Source organism: Microvirga sp. ACRRW, assembly GCF_022346925.1.
GTDB lineage: Bacteria > Pseudomonadota > Alphaproteobacteria > Rhizobiales > Beijerinckiaceae > Microvirga.
Genome location: NZ_JAKRNJ010000004.1, coordinates 105,085 through 124,784 on the forward strand (window position 1 = coordinate 105,085; position 19,700 = coordinate 124,784).

Below are 19,700 nucleotides of genomic sequence, written 5' to 3' on the forward strand. Positions count from 1 at the left end.
CCCTCCAGGCGACAAGATGACAGCATGCGGGCCGTTCCGAACTTCGCGCACACAGGCTAGCCTTCCTACATGAAGCCGATTCGCTCTCTCATCCTTATCGCGGCTCTCGCCATCTGCGGGCCTGCCATCGCGCAGGACAAAGGATCGCTGAACCCAAAGCCCCTGCCGCCTTTGGCGAACCCCGGCGATCCGAAGCTTGCCGCGAAAGAGCTCTTCGGCCGCAGCACCGCGCCGGCTTCGCTGCGCGCGCGTTCCATCGGCGGCTATGCACGCGGCTGCGTGGCCGGCGCGACGGCGATCCCCATCGACGGAGACAACTGGCAGGTAATGCGCCTGTCACGCAATCGCAACTGGGGGCACCCGCAGCTGATCGCGCTGCTGCAGCGGCTTTCCGCTCGCATGCCGGACGTCAACGGATGGCCCGGCCTGCTCATCGGCGACATCTCGCAGCCGCGCGGCGGGCCGATGATTACTGGTCATGCCTCGCACCAGATCGGCCTCGATGCGGATGTATGGCTGACGCCCATGCCCGGCCGCCGCCTGTCGCGGCTCGAGCGCGAGGAGATGTCCGCCGTCAACATGGTGCGCAGCGATTGGCTCGATGTGGATCCTGGCACTTGGACGCCGCAGCATATGGCCCTCATTCGCGCCGCCGCATCCGAAAAAGGCGTTGCACGCATCTTTGTTAATCCAGCGATCAAGAAGGCGCTCTGCCGCGATGCCGGGCAGGACCGGGGATGGTTGAGCAAGGTGCGTCCCACATGGGGTCACAACTACCATTTCCATATCCGCCTCGCCTGCCCCGCAGGAGACTCGTCCTGCAGCGATCAGGATCCGCCTCCAGGCGGCGATGGATGCGGCGCGGAGCTCGCGCATTGGTTTACACCGGAGATGCTGCACCCGAAGCCCGGCAAGCCGCGCCCGCCTCTGACCCTGGCGCAGTTGCCGGAGGAATGCCGACGCGTTCTCGTGTCTGAGTGATGCAGACGGCTTCCGCCGCCTGCACTCTGCCCTACTCGGCTGCGATGCCGGTGCCGATCTGGCAGGCCACGCCCGTGCCGCCAAGCCCGCAATAGCCATTCGGATTCTTCGCCAAGTATTGCTGGTGATAATCTTCAGCGAAATAGAACGGGCCTGCGTCCAGGATCTCAGTGGTGATGGGGTCTAAACCTCGCTCCGCGAGAGCCTGGGCATAAGCTGCCTTCGAAGCCTCCGCTGCTTTACGCTGGGCCTCGTTGAACACGTAGATCCCGGAGCGGTACTGCGTGCCGACATCGTTGCCCTGGCGCATGCCCTGAGTGGGATCGTGGTTCTCCCAGAAGGTCTTTAACAGAGCCTCGTAGGACGTCTTCCTGGGGTCGTAGACGACGAGCACGACCTCGTTGTGCCCCGTCATCCCAGAACACACCTCTTCATAGGTCGGATTGGGCGTGATGCCGGCGGAATAACCCGCAGCCGTCACCCATACGCCATCGCCCATCTGCCAGAACTTGCGCTCGGCGCCCCAGAAGCAGCCGAGCCCAAACAGCGCCTTCTCCATGCCGTCCGGATAGGGTGGCTTGAGGGGGTGGCCATTGACGAAGTGGGTTTCTGCCGTGGGAAGCGCCGTTGCGCGGCCAGGCAAAGCCTGATCGGGGGTGGGAATGGTGAGCGGTTTGCGGAAGCTGAACATGGAGGCCTCTCTCGTGACCTGCCTTATGTAGGCATTCCACGGCACCGGCAGGAGGGACAGCCTCTCACCTTGCCGTGAAAGCCTTTAGAGCTGCTTCCACTTCACCGAAGAATGCTCTAGCGCCCGGCGAGATAGCCGATTGGCTCAAGAGGCTTCTGGCCAGCCCACAGCAGAAGCGCGCCGAGGATGAAGCCTGTGATGGAAGCCGGGAGAAGGAGCAGCTGGCTCACGAAGGGATCCCACAGCCAGGGATAGACACGCGCGGCAACCAGTCTCTCGAAGCCCATCGGGCCACCCTGAACCAAGGTGCCGGCAGCGTCGGAGATCGAAACGAACGAAACCGCATGATTGACGATGGAGCGCGTTCCATCGATCACAAGACCGATGAAGCCGGCCGCAACCAGCAGAAGCCCCAAACTACGCGCCAGGAATTTCAAGGGAGATACCTCTCTAAACAGAGAGGGAGTATCTAGTGCGTTTTGGGACTGCCGCAAAGTCACCCTCCTCAAACTTTCCTCAGTTCGGACTTGCCTTTTGCACCTTTTTAGAGCTACAGGAGCGCTCCGCAGAGATGCGGGGGATCTCATCTAGTTCGCGCGAAGCCGCGAACAAGGTTGCAAAGCCGAAGATTCCTGCTGGAGGGGTGGCCGAGTGGTTGAAGGCGCACGCCTGGAAAGTGTGTATACGGGAAACCGTATCGCGGGTTCGAATCCCGCTCCCTCCGCCATTAACTAAGCTTCCTCTATCGCTAAGCTTTCTGCTTCCAGGAACCTTCCCCTAAGTGTCCGAACTTTTGTGCCAATTTCAGCACAACCATTCTCTGACGAGTTCTCTCTTGCGACCAATCAGCGGCCTTCTGCCTCCAACTGTGCCCCCGTTCTCCGCCTGAAAACCAACCAGTCCGGTTGTGGCGTAGCACGCAATATCAGTCGCGATCGAGTAGCCAATGCTAGTGGTCAACCCGAGCGCGAAATTTTGGCCAAGGTTCGGTCGGCGATAGATGCGATCGAAGAGAGCCAACCGCTAGCATGACGTTTCCTCTATCGCTCTCGGAGAGGAGAGCACCGCGATCCGCCGCTTTGAGCGTTGTGCCGCTTCCTTGGCACATTTCTCGACATGCTTGGTCCGGTTGATGACTTGTAGATTGCCTGCTCCCCAGAAGGTCAGCAGCTCCGGCCAAGGCGTCGCACGATGTTGGGACCAAACAGCGAAGAGTGGAATGCGATGGAGGTGCACAAAGCGGTCATCCGAATCTTTGATAAGGCCTTCGTTATTGATGATGTGCAGCAACAACTGCACCTGCTCCCAGGAACTCATGGAGTGGACATGTTCGGGAGAGAGGAGGTGGTTTTTGCAAGTCGGTCGAGATTTGCAACATAGCGCCCTTTGGAGCACGTGAGGGCCGTAATCTCTCGAATATCTGCGGCTTGCGAACGCGGCGCCTGCTCAACAAGCAGGCTTCCTAGAGATGCATTGAATGCCGTCGGGCACATGATCTGCCGGGCATGGGATGCAAACCCCTTAAGGATTGTTAGGTCCGTCGCAAGATCTCGATCAGCGAGAAAGTGCCAGTGAACATCATTCTGAAAGGTTACAGCAGCTTGTGTTGCAGCTTGCCGGAAGCGAACCTGATTTACTTCTCAAGAAGCCGATCCAACATTCATACTGACCTAGTGAATGAACTGAAGTGGCGAAGATGAATCACGACTTCATGCTCGGGCTTTTACTCATCGAAAAATCCCTACTGCCCTCGAATGGAATCTTCGCCACAGGCGCCTAAGCAAGGGCGAACTCAACGATGCCGACAAGGTCATACCGTGAGAGAGCGGGAGAACCTTATGACGATGTTGGGAGACCATCAGAGACGATGCGGTAGGGCCATAGTTGCTCCAGCTACGGTCGAGATCACCGCGCCTCTAGAAAGCGCAACCTCAAGTAGTCTTAGATAGTTCCTATCCCCCTAGAGCCGCCGCGTTTCTCGCGTGGACCCGGCCTTCATCATTCCTGGATGATCCAGGAACGGCTCTCTTACTTAACTGACGACCGTCCGGGAATAGATAGACGGCCCGCCTAATCATTTTATGGAGCCCTCGCCCGCGGACTAAAGGATAATGAATGATCGCTTCCGCTTGTAATTGGTTTTTTATATGCATAATGTACCAATTAATGACGAGGCATTCCGAGATGCGCCTCCTGAACTTATGAATGGAAGCAATATTGAAGCGAGCATATAGAACGGGCGCTACTCCTTTCTGGGTCTGCCAAGCGGATCCCCGGTTCTCCTATTGCCTTTACGTACCTGAAGGCGCACGTCCGAGTCGCCCGCTGCCGCTGATTGTGGTGGTGCACGGCTCCTATCGGGTTCCTGAAGCCTACCGCGACCGTTTTGCGAAATTTGCCGAGGACAATGGCTGCGTGGTTCTTTGCCCGCTCTTTCCTTGCGGCATTGTCGAGCCAGAGGACACGGAGAGCTATAAATTCGTTTATTCCGACCATGTGCCTGCCTATGGCGGACGCGGTGTACGCTACGATCAGGTCCTCCTGTCGATGGTTAGCGAAGCATCGGAAAGGTTCGGTTGCGATGGCCGTCGCTTCCACCTCGCCGGGTATTCCGGCGGTGGTCAGTTCGCGAACAGATTCTTTTATGGTCACCCCGACAGACTTCTCAGCGTCTCGATTGGAGCCCCTGGGAACGTAACGCTGCTTGATCCATCAAAGGGCTGGTTCGTCGGTATCGGTGGAATGGAAGCGTTCCTTGGCAAAGCCCCTGATCTTGCCGCTATGCGTCAGGTCGCTGTCCATATGGTGGTCGGTGAACAGGATCTCGATCCTTCCGAAGTCGTGTCCCGCCCCGGCTCTCCCCACAATATCCCCGGCATCAACGACACGGGCTCCGATCGGGTGACGCGTCTGCGCGCACTTGAGGCCAACCTTCGCGGTGCCGGGCTCAACGTCCGTTTCGATCTTGTCCCCGAGGTTGCTCATAACGGCTTCGCAGTGCTGCCGGCCGTCTTCGAATTCTTGGCGCCCCTACTGGCGCAACACGCCCATCCGACAGCAGGCGCCTTCGCATGACTCAGATCAGATGCATCACGATTCAAGGGACTCCCATCGAAAGGGGACTCTCCTATGGCCACCAGGCCGAGGATCTGATCGGGAAAGCGGTCGCGCATTACCAACGCGATTTTGCCGTGAAAGGAGTTATTTGGAGCGAGGCTCTGAATATCGCCAAGAGGTTCATCGACATTGTCCAGAACTACGACCCTGATCTAGCGACGGAACTCGAGGGAATTGCCCGCGGGAGCGGACAATCTGCGGAAGCGATCATGCTTCTCAATGCTAGAACCGAGGTTCTGTTTTGGCATGAGAAGGAGCGCGGCAAAGCTCAATCGGGCACGGCGGAAGAATGTTCGTCGGCTGTCGCTCTTCCTGCCGCCACCCGCGATGGTGTGCTCATCCATGCCCAGAATTGGGATTGGATGCCTGGTGTCGCCGATCACACGCTCGCGATGCGCGTGAGAGGGCAGAACAATCCTGATGCTCTTCACTTTGTGGAGGCCGGGCAGTTGGCGCGTCACGGCTTCAATGGCGCCGGCATCACCGTCACCGCCATGGGGCTCCACTCCGACAAGGATTATGGCCGGCTTGGCGTGCCAAGCCCGTTCATTCGCCGCAAGGTTCTGGAAAGCCAAACGCTGGCAGAAGCAATCGGCCGCGTTCTGCAGGGTGGCACATCATTCTCGCATGCCCTCATCCTCAGCCACGGATCGGGCGAGGCCCTGTGTCTTGAGACAACGCCTGACGATGCATTCTGGATCGAGCCAGAGGATGGCATCCTTGTTCACACGAACCATTTCAAAGCGCCCGCCGCACTCGTAAAGGTGCGCGAAGCCAATCTGGTTCGGTGCCCCGACTCGCTGACCCGGGATATGCGTCTCCGTGGATCACTGCATGCCGCCTGCGGTCGCATCACCGTCGATGATGTGAAGGCGGCATTCGCTGACGATTGGGGCCATCCATACGGAGTGCTGCGCCATCCTGCGCCACGCCCAGGAGGCCTTACGTCCGCGACAGTCTACACACTGATTATGACCCCACAGAAGGGCAAGGCTTGGGTTGCACTCAAGCCATACGAAAACGGGAGTTTCGTAGAACTAGATCTGTACGCTGCGTAAATCCTAATAAAAAAGAGGGAAGTAGGATGAAAAGATCATTGTTGAGCTGCCTCGCCGTATCGGCGGGCATAACGCTTGCGTCGCCAGCCGTCGCGGAAACGAGCCTGAGGGTTTCCGTCAACAGCGATATCCGATCGACACAGTTCGGAGTGAACCGAGACGGCACGACGGACACCGTCCTTCATCACGTCATCGAAGGATTAGTCGCTTATCGGGACGATCTTTCGGTTGGCCCGCTCCTGGCCAAGAGCTGGGAGGTTTCACCGGATGGAACAGCCTATACTTTCACGCTTCGGGACGGAGCGCTCTTCCACAACGGGCAACCTGTAACGGCCTCCGACGTCAAGTGGTCTTGGGAGCGGCTCCTCAACCCCGAAACCAAGTTTGTCTGCCGCAACTGGTTCGACGGCACGGGCGGCACCGGCATCAAGATCACTTCCATCGAGACGCTCGATGACAAGCGCGTTCGCTTCACGTTGCAGGAGCCCAATGCGCTGTTCCTGTCGCGCATGGCGCATATGGTCTGCCTGTCCGGCATCATTCACAAGGATACGGTCGGTGCAGACGGATCCTGGAACAATCCCATCGGCACGGGGCCGTTCACGATCAAGGAATGGCGCAAGAACCAGTTCATCGAACTGGCGAAGTTCGACCGGTATGTCCCCCTAAAAGAAAAGGCGGACGGCTACGCGGGCAATCGCGAGCCCAGGGTTGATCGTATCCGCTTCCTCGTGATTGCCGACCCCGCGGCGGCCAAGGCGGCCTTGCTCGCAGGCGACATCGATGTGCTGACCAATCTCGATCTGGACGCGGTCGAGGAGGTGAAGAATGCGAAAGGCATCCGCGTCGGCCTCAACATTACGCCCGGCTGGGAAGTGATGCTGATGCAGGATCAGGATCCTCTGCTGAAGGACAAGCGCATCCGCCAGGCCATCGCCCATGCCATCAATCGCGATGAAATCGTCCTGGCCGCGACGGCAGGGCTCGGCAAGCCGAACCCCTCGGCCGTCGCTGAGAAAAGCTCCTTCTTCGGAAAAGATTTTCAGCAGGGGCTTTCCTACTCGCCCGATAAGGCTCGCCAACTCCTGAAGGAGGCCGGCTATAAAGGCGAGACGATCAAGCTTACCAGCAATGCCCAGTATCCGTTCGACAACAAGTCGGCGATTGCAATTCAGAGCATGCTCCAGCGTGTCGGGATCAATGTGGAACTTGAGGTTCTCGACTGGGCGACCCAGTTCAAGAACTACAATGAAGGCCGCACGCAGCTAATGGTGATGGGCTTCTCTGCGCGACCTGATCCGACGCTGATGTATGACGTGTTCATGGGCGACCGGAACAAGCGCAAGAATGTCTACTATGCCGACGAGAAGGCGCTCGAAGCTCTGGCGCAATCCTCGACAACGGCAGATCCTGAGAAAAGGCGACAGATTTTTGCGCAGATCCACCAGCGCATGATCGACGACAGCTCTGTTATGGGCCTGTTCAACTTCGTCGAAGCTGACGCCTTCCGCCCGGAACGGGTGAAGGGCTTTGAGGTCTGGTCTCTCGGCAAGTCCCGTTTCTGGGGCGTCGAAGTCGCGAAGTAAGCGAACTCGCATCGCACGGTGACGGCATCCCGTCACCGTGCGAACCAGTTCATAGGGCGGCCTGCGCCTCCCAAAATCATTTTGATCGATCAAGGCAAAGCGATGTTGTCCTATTCTCTGCGTCGGCTGGCTCTTGCCCTCCCTACGCTCCTCTTAGCGGGTATTCTGGTCTTCGCTCTGATGCGGCTCGTTCCGGGCGATCCTGCTCTCATGTTCGTCGGCGATGTCGACGATCCCGAAGCGGTGATCAGAAAGCGAGCCGAGCTCGGACTTGACCGCTCGCTGATCGAACAGTTCCTCCTGTGGTCCGGCAGTATCCTCAGCGGCGATCTGGGAACTTCTGTCAAAACAGGCAGCCCGGTTGCCACTGAAATCGCCGAGAGCTTTCCTGTGACGGCACAGATCGTTCTGATCGCCACTTTCCTGTCGTCGATCATCGCCATTCCTCTCGGCATGATTGCGGCCTGGAAGCAGAACTCAAGTCTCGACGTCGGAATTGTCGGTTTCACGACCTTCTGCCTCTCGATTCCGAGCTTCTGGATGGCTGTGATCCTGCTCACCATGTTCGGCGTGAATCTGGGCTGGTTACCGACCGTAGGCTATGTCTCCATGACGGAGAACCTGCTAGAAGGCGCGCTCTACTTGATCATGCCGGTCACGGCGCTGCTGTTCACGGAACTCGCGACACTGACACGCATGTCCAGGGCGAGCACGATCGATGTGCTGCGCCTGGACTACATCACGCACGCACGCGCCAAGGGATTGGGGGAGCGTACGGTTCTCTGGAAACACGCCTTCCCGAATGCATTCGCCCCGACTCTGACCGTGCTCGGTCTTCTCCTCGGGCATCTCCTCGGTGGCGTCGTAGTTCTTGAAACCATGTTCAGCTTGCCCGGAATGGGGCGGCTGATGATCGGGGCCATCTTCGCCCGTGACTATCCCGTGGTGCAGGGCGTGCTTCTCTTTATCGTCATGCTCTACGTCGTCATCAATCTCGCCGTTGATCTGCTCTATCCGGCCTTCGACCCGAGAGTTAAGCTATGATCTTCCAACGTTTTTTCCGTAAGCGCATCAACGCCAAGATCGGCGCGCTTCTCTTGTCCTTTTTCATTATCGCGGCACTGATCGGGACAATCGCAACACCTTACGATCCGGTCCTGATGGATATCCGCGCCCGCCTCAAGCCACCAAGCAGCGAGCATTGGTTCGGAACGGATCAATTCGGACGTGACATCCTCTCCCGCCTCCTTGTCGGCGCGCGTGAAAGCCTGACGATCAGCTTCATGTCCGTGCTGTGCGCCCTTGGGCTCGGCGTGACTATCGGGGCTGCTTCGGGTTACCGCGGCGGTTCTTTCGACAGGGGGACGATGGCAGTCCTCGATGCGGTCATGGCCTTCCCTGGCCTCCTTCTTGCACTCGGCATCATCGCAGTGGCGGGACCGGGAAAATGGGGCGTGGTAACCGCTCTCGGCCTTGCCTATACCCCTGGCATTACGCGCGTCGTCCGCTCGACTGTGCTTTCGCTGCGTGAGCGTGAGTTCATCGACGCCTCTCGAGCCCTCGGCAACAGCGATACTTTCACGCTTCTGCGGCATGTAGTGCCCAATTGCATGACGCCGGTAATCGTCATGGGTACGTCGCTCTTCGCGACGGCGCTTCTTTCCGAGAGCGCGCTGGCCTTCCTTGGTCTTGGTGTTCCGCCACCCAATCCCACCTGGGGAGGAATGCTGGCGGAGTCGAAGCAATTCGCTTCCACCGCAATTTGGATCGCCATCTTCCCCGGCGTTGCGATCTCTCTGACCCTTCTTGGCACAAACCTTTTCGGTGATGCGCTCCGCGACCACCTCGATCCAAGGATGAACGGACAATGATGCCGATGAGCTTGAGAGTCGCGAGACCGGACCCGGCCGAGAAAGCCCGTCCCATTATCGGCGTTGATGCCTTGTCCATCAGCTTGCGGAATCGGTTCGGCGAAACCCGTTCGATCGTGAACGCGGTCGATGTCTCGGTTCATTCGGGCGAGATCCGCGCAATCGTTGGAGAATCCGGATCGGGCAAGACCATGCTGGCCCGTTCGCTGGTGAAACTCCTACCGCCGGGAATGGAGATCACAGACGGCCGCATTGAATTTGCAGGAAGCGATCTAACCGCGGCGAACGAGACGACGATGCGCTCGATTCGCGGCCGGGGCATCGGCTTCGTATTCCAGGAACCGATGCTTTCTCTCAACCCCGCCCTCCGGATCGGAGACCAGATGGCAGAGGGACTGCGTCTGCACCTGAACCTCTCTAAAGAAGAGATCCGGGAACGATCCCTGGCCATGCTGCATCGTGTGCGCCTGAAGGATCCGGAGGCAGCGCTCGAAGCTTACCCGCACGAATTCTCTGGGGGCATGCGCCAGCGGATCATGCTTGCCTCGGTTCTGATGCTGGAGCCGAAGCTGCTCATCGCCGATGAGCCGACGACGGCGCTCGATGCCGTCATCCAGCGCGACGTTCTCGACATCATGGTTGAGTTGACACGCGATCTGGGGACGGCCCTCCTCCTGATCACGCACGATCTGGGACTCGTTGGGCAATATGCCAACACGGTTTCCGTCATGCGCAAGGGTGAGGTGGTTGAGCAGGGACATGTTTCCGACGTCATCAGCCGCCCTCGCGAGGAATATACCCGAAACCTACTGACAGCCTGCCCGAAACGGCGCCCTCGATCGATCCGGGAACAAAGCACACCTGTCTTGGAGATCGATAAGGTCACGCTGCTCTATGCTGGTAAGAAGCGTTGGCCTTTTTCGGCATCAACCGGAGTCCGCGCGGTTTCCGACGTCTCATTCGACGTTCGGCCCGGTGAGACGGTCTCGGTGGTGGGTGAGTCTGGCTCAGGCAAAACGAGCCTGGGACGCGTCATCCTTGGTCTGCGTGCAGCGACGGAGGGACAGGTTCGGTTCAGGGGCAAACCCGTCGACCCGAACGACCGTGTCTCGATGCGACAGATGCGTCGCTCTCTTCAGGTGGTATTTCAGGATCCTGGATCGAGCCTGGATCCGCGGATGCGCGTGAAGGACCTCGTCGCCGAAGGCCTCAGGCATGTTGAGGGGCTCGACGCAAAGGAAAAGCTCGCGCGCGTCCTGACAAGCGTCGCCGATGTCGGGCTTGACGAAAATTTTCTCAATCGTTTTCCCCATGAGCTTTCAGGCGGTCAGCGGCAACGGGTCGCCATTGCACGAGCGATCGTGATGAGACCGGAGTTGATCGTGCTCGACGAGCCGGTCTCGGCTCTCGACGTGACGATCCAGGCACAGGTTCTCGATCTGCTCGACGAACTCCAGCGCAGGTACGGGTTCGCCTACCTGTTCGTGTCCCATGACCTTGGCGTGGTCGAGCAGGTTTCGGATCGTGTCGTCGTGATGTATCGCGGCCGGATCGTCGAGATGGGATCGCGCGATCAACTGTTCGATCATCCCCAGCATCCTTACACCCGCCGTCTTCTCGCCGCATCGGCCGAGATTCAGCAGCAGACGGATGGATCCTTCACGATCCGCCGCCGTTCGCCGCAAGAAGCCGCTCCACCTCCGGGGCAAAGTTTCTATGACGGCGCCGGTTCATACGATCTCATGCCCGCAACCGACGGGCATCTTGTTGCAGTGACACGAAACGAGGCTTGAAAGACATGAAGGTTGCACTCATCCAAATGAACGCCGGCCAGGACCGGATCGCCAATATCGCAAAGACTGCTCAACTCATCGAACGTGCCTGCGAAGAGGAACGCCCGGACCTCGTTGTTCTGCCAGAATGCTTCACCTTCTACGGCGGCGACGCGCAAAAGCAGGTCGCTGCCGCGGAGCCGTGCCCCGGTGGCGAAGCCTATGCAATGATGCAGGGGCTTGCCGCAAAATACCGTACGTTTATCCATGGCGGCTCCGTGAGTGAGCGCGAAGGAGATCGGGTGCGCAATACCACGCTCGTGTTCGACCGATCGGGTCGGGAAGTAGCGCGCTATCGCAAGATCCACATGTTCGCTATCACAACCCCGGATGGCGTTTCTTATGACGAGGGTAAGATCTACGAGGCCGGCACCGATATTGTGACCTACGATCTCGACGGCGTGACGGTCGGATGCACGATATGCTACGATCTGCGCTTTCCGGAACTCTTCCGCGCGCTCGTCGATGCCGGCGCGCAGGTCATTGCGGTTCCTGCGGCGTTTACCCTGCAGACCGGCAAGGAACATTGGGAGCCCCTGCTGCGCGCACGCGCCATCGAAACCCAATGCTACATCTTGGCACCGGGGCAGGAAGGACCCTATGAGGAGGATGGCTTGACCCTGGCGAACTACGGCCACTCGATGATCGTGGAGCCTTGGGGAACCGTCACGGCCCGACTGGGAATCGGCGAAGGTATCGTTGCCGCGCGTCTCGACATGGAGGCCGTCGCCGCTTCACGCCGTCGCATTCCGCTGGCACAGCATCGGCGCGTCCCCTTCCAAACAAGGCTGTCATGACACATTGCAGCACGCGCTTTCATCGTAAGGTCAACGATACGCTGGACCCGCATCGCATCCAGCGGGCCGTCGATCGCGTCTTTCCCGAAGACGCGATGACTTTCGCGATCCGTACGCTGACATCCTGGACCGGCTATGCTGAGACGCCTTTGATCGACCTCCCCGATATCAGCCGGAGGTTGGGAATCGCACGCATAGGCTACAAGGACGAGGCTAGCCGGTTTGGCTTGGGCAGCTTCAAGGCTCTAGGCGGCGCCTATGCGGTTTCCCGCGTGCTAGAGAGAGATAATCTGGGAACGGAGAGCGATCCCCAGAATTTCACGGTGATCAGCGCAACAGCTGGCAATCATGGTCGCTCCGTAGCCTGGGGCGCGCAACGCGTAGGCTGTCGGTGCATCATTCTTGTCCACCCGGGTGTCAGTCTGGACAGGCGCGATGCGATCGCGGCTTATGGAGCGGAAATCCGGGAAGTGCCTGGCACCTATGACGACAGCGTAGATGAAGCCTTCCGACTCGCGGCAGAGAACGGATGGACCGTCGTCTCCGATACCAGTCGCCAGGGCTACGAGGATATCCCGTCGCTCGTAATGCACGGCTACGGCGTCATGATCGAGGAAGCCATCACGCAGTGGGGAGACGAGCCTCCGACACATGTCTTCGTTCAGGTGGGCGTAGGCGGCCTCGCCGCTGCTGTGCTTCAAGGTTTGTGGCGGCGCTGGGCAAATACGGGCGTGCGGTTCGTTTGCGTCGAGCCTGCGGCAGCCGACTGCTTCTTCCAGAGCGTCGAGCAGGGTAGCTCGGTCAAGATCGAGGGGGAGCTTGCGACGATGATGGTTTGCCTTGCCTGTGGTGAGATGTCTTCGCGGGCATGGGAGGTCTTGTCTGCCGGCGCTACCGACGCTATCCGCATCGACGACATGGCAGCCGCCCAGGCAATGAGACTGCTGGCAGGAGACGGCGTGGAGCGCACGCCAGTCATCGCAGGCGAATCCGGTGCGGCAGGCCTAGCGGCTCTTGTCGTTGCGGCAGGCCACCCAGAACTCGCATCGGGACTTGGATTGACCCCTGATAGTCGTGTGCTGTTGTCCGGCAGCGAAGGCGCTCTCGACCCGTCACTCTTCAGAACCATCGTCGGATGGGATCCTGATTTGGCGACGGCTTGATTGCGCACTAGAAGGTAGCCATGTCACGTCCGACTCAAAAAGAGCTTTCCCAGGAATTGTTGCGACTGATCGGCACTCCGGAGTTGCCGATCGGATCTCATCATAGTGAGCGCAGTCTGGCAGCGCGTTTCGGCGTATCCCGCACCCCGCTCCGCTCGGCCCTCCAAGACTTGGCCGAGACGGGCAACGTCATGCTGGACGGTCGCCGGGGCTGGGCCATCATGTCACGCGGCATGGAAGGTCGCGACGGGCCCGCGCGAGATCCAGAGGCGGATCTGGGCTTTCGCCTTTGCCGCGACCGCTTCCTGGGAATGTTGCCGCAAGCCATTTCCGAAACAGAATTGATTAAGCGCTACGACACGACGCGCGGAGAGCTTCAACGCGCCCTTGCGGGCCTCGTACGGGATGGGATGATCGAGCGAAGCCGAGGTTATGGCTGGCGCTTCCTGCCCATGCTTGACGACCAGCGGTCGCGCATCGCCTCTTACGACCTGCGGATTGCGATAGAACCGGCGGCGATCCTTGCCGAGACCTTCTCCATCGACCGGGAGCGCCTGGCCGATCTGCGTGAGCGCCATGATAATCTCCTCGCAGGCGGATTGGCATCGGCATCTGCACGGGTTCTGTTCGAGGCCAATGCCGACTTTCACCTGATGCTGGTGGAGATGTCAGGAAACGAGTTCTTCGTCGAGGCCATCGGACGTCAGAACCAGCTGCGCAGAATCGTGGAGTACTCGACACAAGTGGATCGGGAGAGAATGCGCCAGTCATGCCTCGAGCATCTGGCCATCATCGACGCTCTCGAAGCGGGTGACCGCAACTGGGCGGCAACATTGATGGAGCGGCATCTCAAGGCCGCAAAGACGCTTCTTCAGCCATAATTTCAATTCGAGACAAGGCACGACCCTAATGACAAACAACCCGAAAACGCTTCGCAAGGATCTCGGCTGCTGGCTGGCGACACCTGACATCGTCTTCATTGAGATCGCGGCCCAGGTTGGATACGGGACTCTCGTGCTCGATGTTGAGCATGGAACTCTCGACCTGAAGGACCTCGATCGCCTGATCCCCTTCGCGCGAGCGCTTGGGATGGATGTTCTCGTCAAAGTAGAGGGTCCGCACGCTGAGCCGATCCAGCAGGCTCTCGACTTCGGGGCCAATGGCGTGGTCATTCCTCACATCGCCGGGGTCGAGCATGCCCGTATGATTTGCGCAGCCGCGAAATATCCCCTGCTCGGCACGCGCAGCTATGCCGGAGCGCGGACCGTGCGATATGGAGCGCCGACGGACAGCTACTTCGCGGATGACAACCTGGCGACAAAATGCTTCCCGATGATCGAGACGGCGGAAGCCCTCGCGGATGTCGAGGCCATTCTCTCACTCCCGTCAGTGGACGGCGTTTTCGTGGGCCCGTCGGACCTGTCCCTGACGAGTGGGCGAGGTCGGTATCGGTTCACCGATGAGGATCGCAAGGATATTGCCCATATTGCGCGGAGCTGCCGGAGCGCCGGAAAGCCTTGGCTCATGCCGGCTTGGAGCCTTTCGGAGCAGGCTTTTGCAACCGAATATGGCGCATCCGTGCAGGTTGTCATGGAGCAGCAATCGGCAATGTATTCCGGCTTGGTTGCAGGCTTTCAACAGGCTGTGAACCCAGGCGCCTCCAAAACGTAAGGCAGATGACGTCGCCGATATCTTCGGCTGCAATGAGCTAGAGATCGCAACTGCTCGACCGGGCCCTCAAACGGTCGAGCGGGCTAATCTGACCGCATGCATGTCAGCGCGTTGAAAACCAGACGATGGTTAGTGTATTTTCCCAAGTGAGTACAAAAGCGATTTTCGAATGGTAGAGACCGCCCGACGCCCGACGAAGCTGCAGCTTGACTTGGCCAAGCGAATTGCTGCCCTCGCGTGTGAACGTGAATGGCCCATTGGTCATCATCTACGGGAATCGGCCATTGCTGAGGAATTCGGCGTCTCTAGAACCCCGGTTAGAGTGGCGTTACAATTGCTCGCTGATCGCGGCGTCGTCGATTCACGCCCCAATCAAGGCTTCTTCTTGAAGAAGCAGCTCGAACAGGAGGCTACCCTCAAACTGCCTGGAGCACGCGATGACGAGATTCGCGACGCATTGTTGCGTGATCATGCGAGCGGTAAGTTACCCCAGAACCTGATCGAAACCGACTTGCTGCGGCTTTACAATGTCAGGCGAAGCGCATTGACCCGTATTCTCCGCAGCATTGCCGAAGAGGGCCTCATCAAGAGACGGCCCGGCCATGGCTGGAGTTTCGTGCCTTCCCTAGGCTCGCAGGAAGCGCGCTATGAAAGCTACCGCTTTCGAATGATGGTCGAAGCCATGGCGCTCATCGAACCTGGCTTCCGGTTGATACCGGAGAAGATCTCGCAATGCCGTGCGGATCATGCGGCCTTTCTGTCCGAGGTCGAAAGAGGTGCATCCCCTCACCGCTTCTTCGAGATCAATTCGCAGTTCCATCTCGTGCTGGCGCTATGCTCGCATAATCGTTTCGTAGTCCAAGCTGTCGAGGCCCAGAATGCGCTGCGTCGACTGAGCGAATATGCCGAATATGCGGATCTCGACCGGGATACGTTGCGGCGCTCATGCCAAGAGCACTTGCAGATACTGGATTTACTCGAGCGCGGCGAAAATCAGCTCGCGGCCGAACTGATGCGCCAACACCTGGCGCGCAATATCGACGCCTGAACGGCACCCTCCCACAGCAAGGAATATTTGTTGCCAGACCGATGAGGAAAGGCAGCTTTTTCTTGACAAAGTTTTTTTTCCAACAAAAATACGATCATAAGAAATACACAGGAACCCTCTCCATGTCCTCTTCCCTCTCGACCGTGACGAACAAGCCAGATGCTTTCTGGATGCCTTTCACTGCCAATCGCCGGTTCAAGGACAACCCGCGTCTGTTCACTGGGGCAGAGGGAAACTACTATCTGACCAGCGACGGCACGCGTATCCTGGACGGAATGGCAGGCCTCTGGTGTGTGAACGCGGGACATGGCCATCCCCGGATTCAGGAGGCGATCAAAGCTCAGGCGGACGGGCTGGATTTCGTGTCGAGTTTCAATATGGGCCATCCGCTAGCCTTCCAGCTGGCCGCGAGGATTACAGAGATCCTGCCCGCAGGATTGGATCACGTTTTCTTCACGAATTCTGGTTCGGAATCCGTCGATACCGCGCTGAAGATCGCGCTCGCCTATCATCGTCAGCGTGGCGAGGCCACCCGCACCAAGCTCGTTGGCCGGGCACGCGGCTATCACGGCATGGGCTTTGGCGGATTGTCAGTCTCGGGCATCAGCCGTCACCGCCGTGATTTCGGCCCGCTGATGGGCGGCACCATGCATCTGCCGCATACTCTCAACATTGAGCAGAACGCCTTCTCGCGCGGGCAGCCGGCTTGGGGCGCGCATCTGGCCGATGAGCTGGAGCGGTTGGTGCAGATCCATGACGCCTCTACCATCGCTGCGGTGATCGTCGAGCCGGTGGCGGGCTCGACCGGCGTTCTGCCGCCGCCGCAGGGCTATCTGCAGCGGCTGCGCGAAATCTGCACCCGGCACGGTATTCTTCTGATCTTCGACGAGGTGATCTCAGGCTTCGGAAGAATGGGCGCCTCCTGCGCGGCTGAGGCCTTCGGCGTGTTGCCCGACATGATCACAACCGCCAAAGGATTGACCAACGGCGCCGTGCCGATGGGTGCTACGATCGTCAGCCCGCAGATCTACAATGCCTTCATGGATGGGCCTGATACTGGAATCGAGCTGTTCCATGGCTACACCTATTCGGCCCATCCCTTGGCCTGCGCTGCAGGTCTTGCGACCTTGGCCGTCTATGAAGAAGAAGGTTTGTTCCAGCGCGCGGCGGAAATCGCCAAGCACTGGGAAGAGGCTGCGCATTCGTTGAAGGGCGCTCCGCACGTCATCGACGTGCGCAATTACGGTCTTGTCGCTGCGGTGGAATTCTCGCCCCGTCCGGGTGCGGCCGGGGTGCGGGCCAGCGAATGCGCCGAGCTTTGCTATCAGCAAGGCGTTCTCGTTCGTCCAGGAGCCGATCTGATCGTTCTCTCGCCGCCGCTGACGATCGAGAAGACAGAGATCGATCGCATCTTCGACTCAATCCGTAAGTCTCTGGACAAGGTAGCCTGATCATGAGCGTGACGTATCCAGAACTCAGCCTGCATATCGGTGGGAAGAGGCTGAAAGGCTCCGGTGCGCGGATCGACGTCATCGATCCGGCGACCGAAAAGGTGATCGGACAGGTATCGGGTGCCTCGGCAGCCGATCTCGACCGAGCGCTGGCTGCCGCCGAGAAAGGCTTCGGCCTTTGGCGCGCCGTTGCAGTGCATCAGCGTTGCGCCATTCTGCGCCGCGCTGCGGCGTTGCTGCGGGAGAGAGTAGAGAGCCTGGCTGCAGTGCTGGTGCTTGAACAAGGCAAAAGCCTTTCCGAGGCACGCGGCGAGATCAATGCCTCGGCAGAAGTGTTCGAATGGTTTGCTGAAGAGGGACGCCGTGCCTATGGCAGGATCATCCCCGACCGCACGTCGACCGGGCGGATGCTGGTCGTGCGAGAGCCCGTCGGCCCCGTCGCTGCCTTCACGCCCTGGAACTTTCCCGCGCTGACGCCGGCACGCAAGATTGCCGGTGCTCTTGCTGCGGGCTGCTCGATCATCATCAAACCTTCCGAGGAAACCCCAGCGACCTGCCTTGCACTTATAGAGGCATGTGTAGAAGCGGGCGTTCCCGAAGGTGCGGTGAACATGGTGCTGGGCGAACCTGCGACCGTCTCAGCCCATCTGATCCCCTCGCAGGTGATCCGCAAGATATCCTTTACCGGCTCGACTCTCGGAGGCCGCGCCGTCGCGGCGCTTGCGGCGCGGGCGCCTAAGCGGGCGACACTGGAACTCGGCGGGCATGCTCCGGTCATCGTTTGCGCCGATGTCGATGTCGAAGCGGTCGCGCGCCTCAGCGCCAAGCGCAAATTCCGCAACGCGGGGCAAGTCTGCGTTTCTCCGACGCGCTTCTATGTCCATGCCGATATTATTGAGCCTTTTGCTGCGGAGTTTGCCCGAACCGCAAAAGAGATCACTCTAGGCCATGGATTGGAATCGGGCACGGTGATGGGACCGCTGGCCAATGCACGCAGGCTGTCGGCGATCACAGAGCTCGTTGCGGATGCGCAGGCTAAGGGAGCGCGGTTGCTTTGCGGCGGCAAGGCTGTTGATGGCCCAGGGTATTTCTACCCGCCAACCGTTTTGAGTCATGTGCCTGAATGCGCCGCAATCATGACCCAGGAGCCGTTCGGTCCGGTTGCGCCAATCACGCCCTTCACCGATCTTGATGAGGTGATCGTTCGCGCGAACGCATTGGAGGTCGGACTGTCTGCTTTTGGTTTCAGCCGAGACGCTGCCACCGTCAACAAGCTTGGCTCCGCGCTGGAAGCGGGCATGGTCGGGATCAACCGCTTTGAGATTTCGCAAGCCGAGACGCCCTTCGGTGGAATCAAGGAAAGCGGCGACGGCCGCGAAGGTGGGATCGAAGGGTTGGAGGCCTATCTGACCACCAAGACGATCAGTCAGGCGTGAGGAGCGGGACATGGCGCGCAGGGGACACGGCAAGAAGCTTTCCTATTATCAGCAGGGCATGACGGCAATTTTCGCCTCGCAGAAAGATCAGCGCTTCAGTTACGGCTGTTACGTGCCTGAAAGCTATGATGAGGATGGAACGAACGACTATCCGTTGACGGTTTTGGTGCATGGCAGCACCCGCAACGTCGACATGCTTCGTCACCAGTTCCGCGAGTTCGCCGAGACGCATCAGACCATCGTTCTGGCCCCGTTGTTCCCCTGCGGGATCGTGATCCCGGGCGACATGCACAACTACAAGCGCATCCTTTTCGAGGGCATCCGCTACGATCTGATCCTGCTGTCAATGGTCGAAGAGATCTCCGCGCTTTATCGAATCCGCGGCGACAAGTTTCTGCTGCACGGATTTTCCGGCGGCGGGCAATTCGCGCACCGCTTTTTCTACCTTCACCCAGAACGGCTTGCTGGCGTGTCAATCGGCGCACCAGGGAGCGTAACGCTCCTGGACGACAATAAGCCCTGGTGGGTGGGTACCGGTGGAATGGAGGAAATGTTCGGCCACGCACCGAACATCGACGCCATGCGCCGCGTGCCGGTGCAGATGGTGATCGGCGGTGACGACATTGAGACTTGGGATATCATTGTCGCTGAAAATTCGAGCAGCTGGATGGAAGGCATAAACGACAGTGGTGCGAACCGCATCGAGCGGTTGCGTCGGCTGGAGAGCAACTTCCTGACACACGGCATTGCCGTGCGCTTCGATGTCGTGCCCGGCGTGATGCATGTAGGCTCTCAGATGCACCCGGCCGTCCAAGCCTTCTTTTCCAGTCTTCTGTCGGGATCCAGAAACGGCTGATCATTAGCCTCTCATTCTGTTGCCAACGAAGCGTTTGGTGGAATGCCCCATTCCTTCGGGATTTTCCCGAGATGGAAGCATTTCGTCGACCTCACTAGTTAGGCCGCGGCTACCACCATTAATGCATCCGTTCTTGAGGGGC

At 59.2% G+C, this 19,700-nt stretch carries 18 protein-coding genes and 1 tRNA gene; 16 read left to right on the plus strand and 3 right to left on the minus strand.

Features of this window, described 5'->3' with window-relative positions:
• Positions 1–69 precede the first annotated feature (69 nt).
• Positions 70–981 (plus strand): penicillin-insensitive murein endopeptidase, encoded by a 912-nt coding sequence (gene mepA, locus MHY87_RS10745; RefSeq protein ID WP_239351670.1) that lies wholly within the window; start codon positions 70–72, stop codon positions 979–981.
• Between the two features lie 31 nt (positions 982–1,012).
• On the opposite strand, the gene msrA is transcribed toward mepA, so the two are convergent.
• Both msrA and MHY87_RS10755 read right to left on the minus strand, forming a co-directional pair.
• Entirely contained in the window at positions 1,013–1,672 is a 660-nt protein-coding gene (gene msrA, locus MHY87_RS10750) for a peptide-methionine (S)-S-oxide reductase MsrA (protein ID WP_239351671.1), read from the minus strand.
• A 116-nt stretch (positions 1,673–1,788) separates the two neighbouring features.
• Entirely contained in the window at positions 1,789–2,109 is a 321-nt protein-coding gene (locus MHY87_RS10755) for a PetM family of cytochrome b6f complex subunit 7 (protein ID WP_239351672.1), read from the minus strand.
• Positions 2,110–2,309: 200 nt separating this feature from the next.
• On the opposite strand from MHY87_RS10755, the gene MHY87_RS10760 reads away from it, so the two are divergent.
• A tRNA-Ser gene (locus tag MHY87_RS10760) sits at positions 2,310–2,399 on the plus strand.
• A gap of 296 nt (positions 2,400–2,695) precedes the next feature.
• Here MHY87_RS10760 and MHY87_RS10765 read toward each other — a convergent pair.
• Positions 2,696–2,989 carry a hypothetical protein gene (locus MHY87_RS10765; protein ID WP_370644890.1) on the minus strand — a complete coding sequence of 98 codons (294 nt, stop codon included), beginning with the start codon at positions 2,987–2,989 and terminating at the stop codon, positions 2,696–2,698.
• Between the two features lie 888 nt (positions 2,990–3,877).
• Here MHY87_RS10765 and MHY87_RS10770 point away from each other — a divergent pair.
• The 14 genes from MHY87_RS10770 to MHY87_RS10835 all read left to right on the plus strand — a co-directional run bounded on the left by MHY87_RS10770 (position 3,878) and on the right by MHY87_RS10835 (position 19,558).
• Positions 3,878–4,747 (plus strand): PHB depolymerase family esterase, encoded by an 870-nt coding sequence (locus MHY87_RS10770; protein WP_239351673.1) that lies wholly within the window; start codon positions 3,878–3,880, stop codon positions 4,745–4,747.
• Positions 4,744–5,847, plus strand: coding sequence for a C45 family peptidase (locus MHY87_RS10775; RefSeq protein ID WP_239351674.1), 1,104 nt, complete (start codon positions 4,744–4,746; stop codon positions 5,845–5,847). The genes MHY87_RS10770 and MHY87_RS10775 overlap by 4 nt, the downstream gene beginning before the upstream one ends.
• Positions 5,848–5,873: 26 nt before the next feature.
• Positions 5,874–7,433, plus strand: a complete 1,560-nt coding sequence (locus MHY87_RS10780) for an ABC transporter substrate-binding protein (protein ID WP_239351675.1) — start codon at positions 5,874–5,876, stop codon at positions 7,431–7,433.
• A gap of 102 nt (positions 7,434–7,535) precedes the next feature.
• Complete coding sequence (locus MHY87_RS10785) at positions 7,536–8,477, plus strand: ABC transporter permease (RefSeq protein WP_239351676.1); 942 nt, start codon at positions 7,536–7,538, stop codon at positions 8,475–8,477.
• A complete protein-coding gene (locus MHY87_RS10790) occupies positions 8,474–9,304 on the plus strand; it encodes an ABC transporter permease (RefSeq protein ID WP_239351677.1) in 831 nt (276 codons plus the stop codon). The genes MHY87_RS10785 and MHY87_RS10790 overlap by 4 nt, the downstream gene beginning before the upstream one ends.
• Positions 9,301–11,097: an ABC transporter ATP-binding protein gene (locus tag MHY87_RS10795; protein WP_239351678.1), complete on the plus strand. Its 1,797-nt coding sequence runs from the start codon at positions 9,301–9,303 to the stop codon at positions 11,095–11,097. Before MHY87_RS10790 ends, MHY87_RS10795 begins: the two co-directional genes overlap by 4 nt.
• A gap of 5 nt (positions 11,098–11,102) precedes the next feature.
• Complete coding sequence (locus MHY87_RS10800; protein WP_239351680.1) at positions 11,103–11,933, plus strand: carbon-nitrogen hydrolase family protein; 831 nt, start codon at positions 11,103–11,105, stop codon at positions 11,931–11,933.
• Positions 11,930–13,096: a diaminopropionate ammonia-lyase gene (locus MHY87_RS10805; protein ID WP_239351682.1), complete on the plus strand. Its 1,167-nt coding sequence runs from the start codon at positions 11,930–11,932 to the stop codon at positions 13,094–13,096. The genes MHY87_RS10800 and MHY87_RS10805 overlap by 4 nt, the downstream gene beginning before the upstream one ends.
• Before the next feature lie 20 nt (positions 13,097–13,116).
• Positions 13,117–13,977: a GntR family transcriptional regulator gene (locus tag MHY87_RS10810; RefSeq protein WP_239351683.1), complete on the plus strand. Its 861-nt coding sequence runs from the start codon at positions 13,117–13,119 to the stop codon at positions 13,975–13,977.
• Positions 13,978–14,005: 28 nt separating this feature from the next.
• Entirely contained in the window at positions 14,006–14,767 is a 762-nt protein-coding gene (locus tag MHY87_RS10815) for an HpcH/HpaI aldolase/citrate lyase family protein (RefSeq protein ID WP_239351684.1), read from the plus strand.
• 169 nt (positions 14,768–14,936) lie between these two features.
• Positions 14,937–15,815, plus strand: coding sequence for a GntR family transcriptional regulator (locus tag MHY87_RS10820; RefSeq protein ID WP_239351685.1), 879 nt, complete (start codon positions 14,937–14,939; stop codon positions 15,813–15,815).
• A gap of 122 nt (positions 15,816–15,937) precedes the next feature.
• The gene (locus MHY87_RS10825) at positions 15,938–17,266 is read left to right on the plus strand and encodes an aspartate aminotransferase family protein (RefSeq protein ID WP_239351686.1); all 1,329 of its coding nucleotides are present in this window, start codon (positions 15,938–15,940) and stop codon (positions 17,264–17,266) included.
• Between the two features lie 2 nt (positions 17,267–17,268).
• The gene (locus tag MHY87_RS10830; RefSeq protein ID WP_239351687.1) at positions 17,269–18,702 is read left to right on the plus strand and encodes an NAD-dependent succinate-semialdehyde dehydrogenase; all 1,434 of its coding nucleotides are present in this window, start codon (positions 17,269–17,271) and stop codon (positions 18,700–18,702) included.
• Positions 18,703–18,712: 10 nt separating this feature from the next.
• On the plus strand, positions 18,713–19,558 hold the full coding sequence (locus MHY87_RS10835; protein WP_239351688.1) for an alpha/beta hydrolase: 846 nt from the start codon (positions 18,713–18,715) through the stop codon (positions 19,556–19,558).
• The last annotated feature ends 142 nt before the right edge of the window (positions 19,559–19,700 follow it).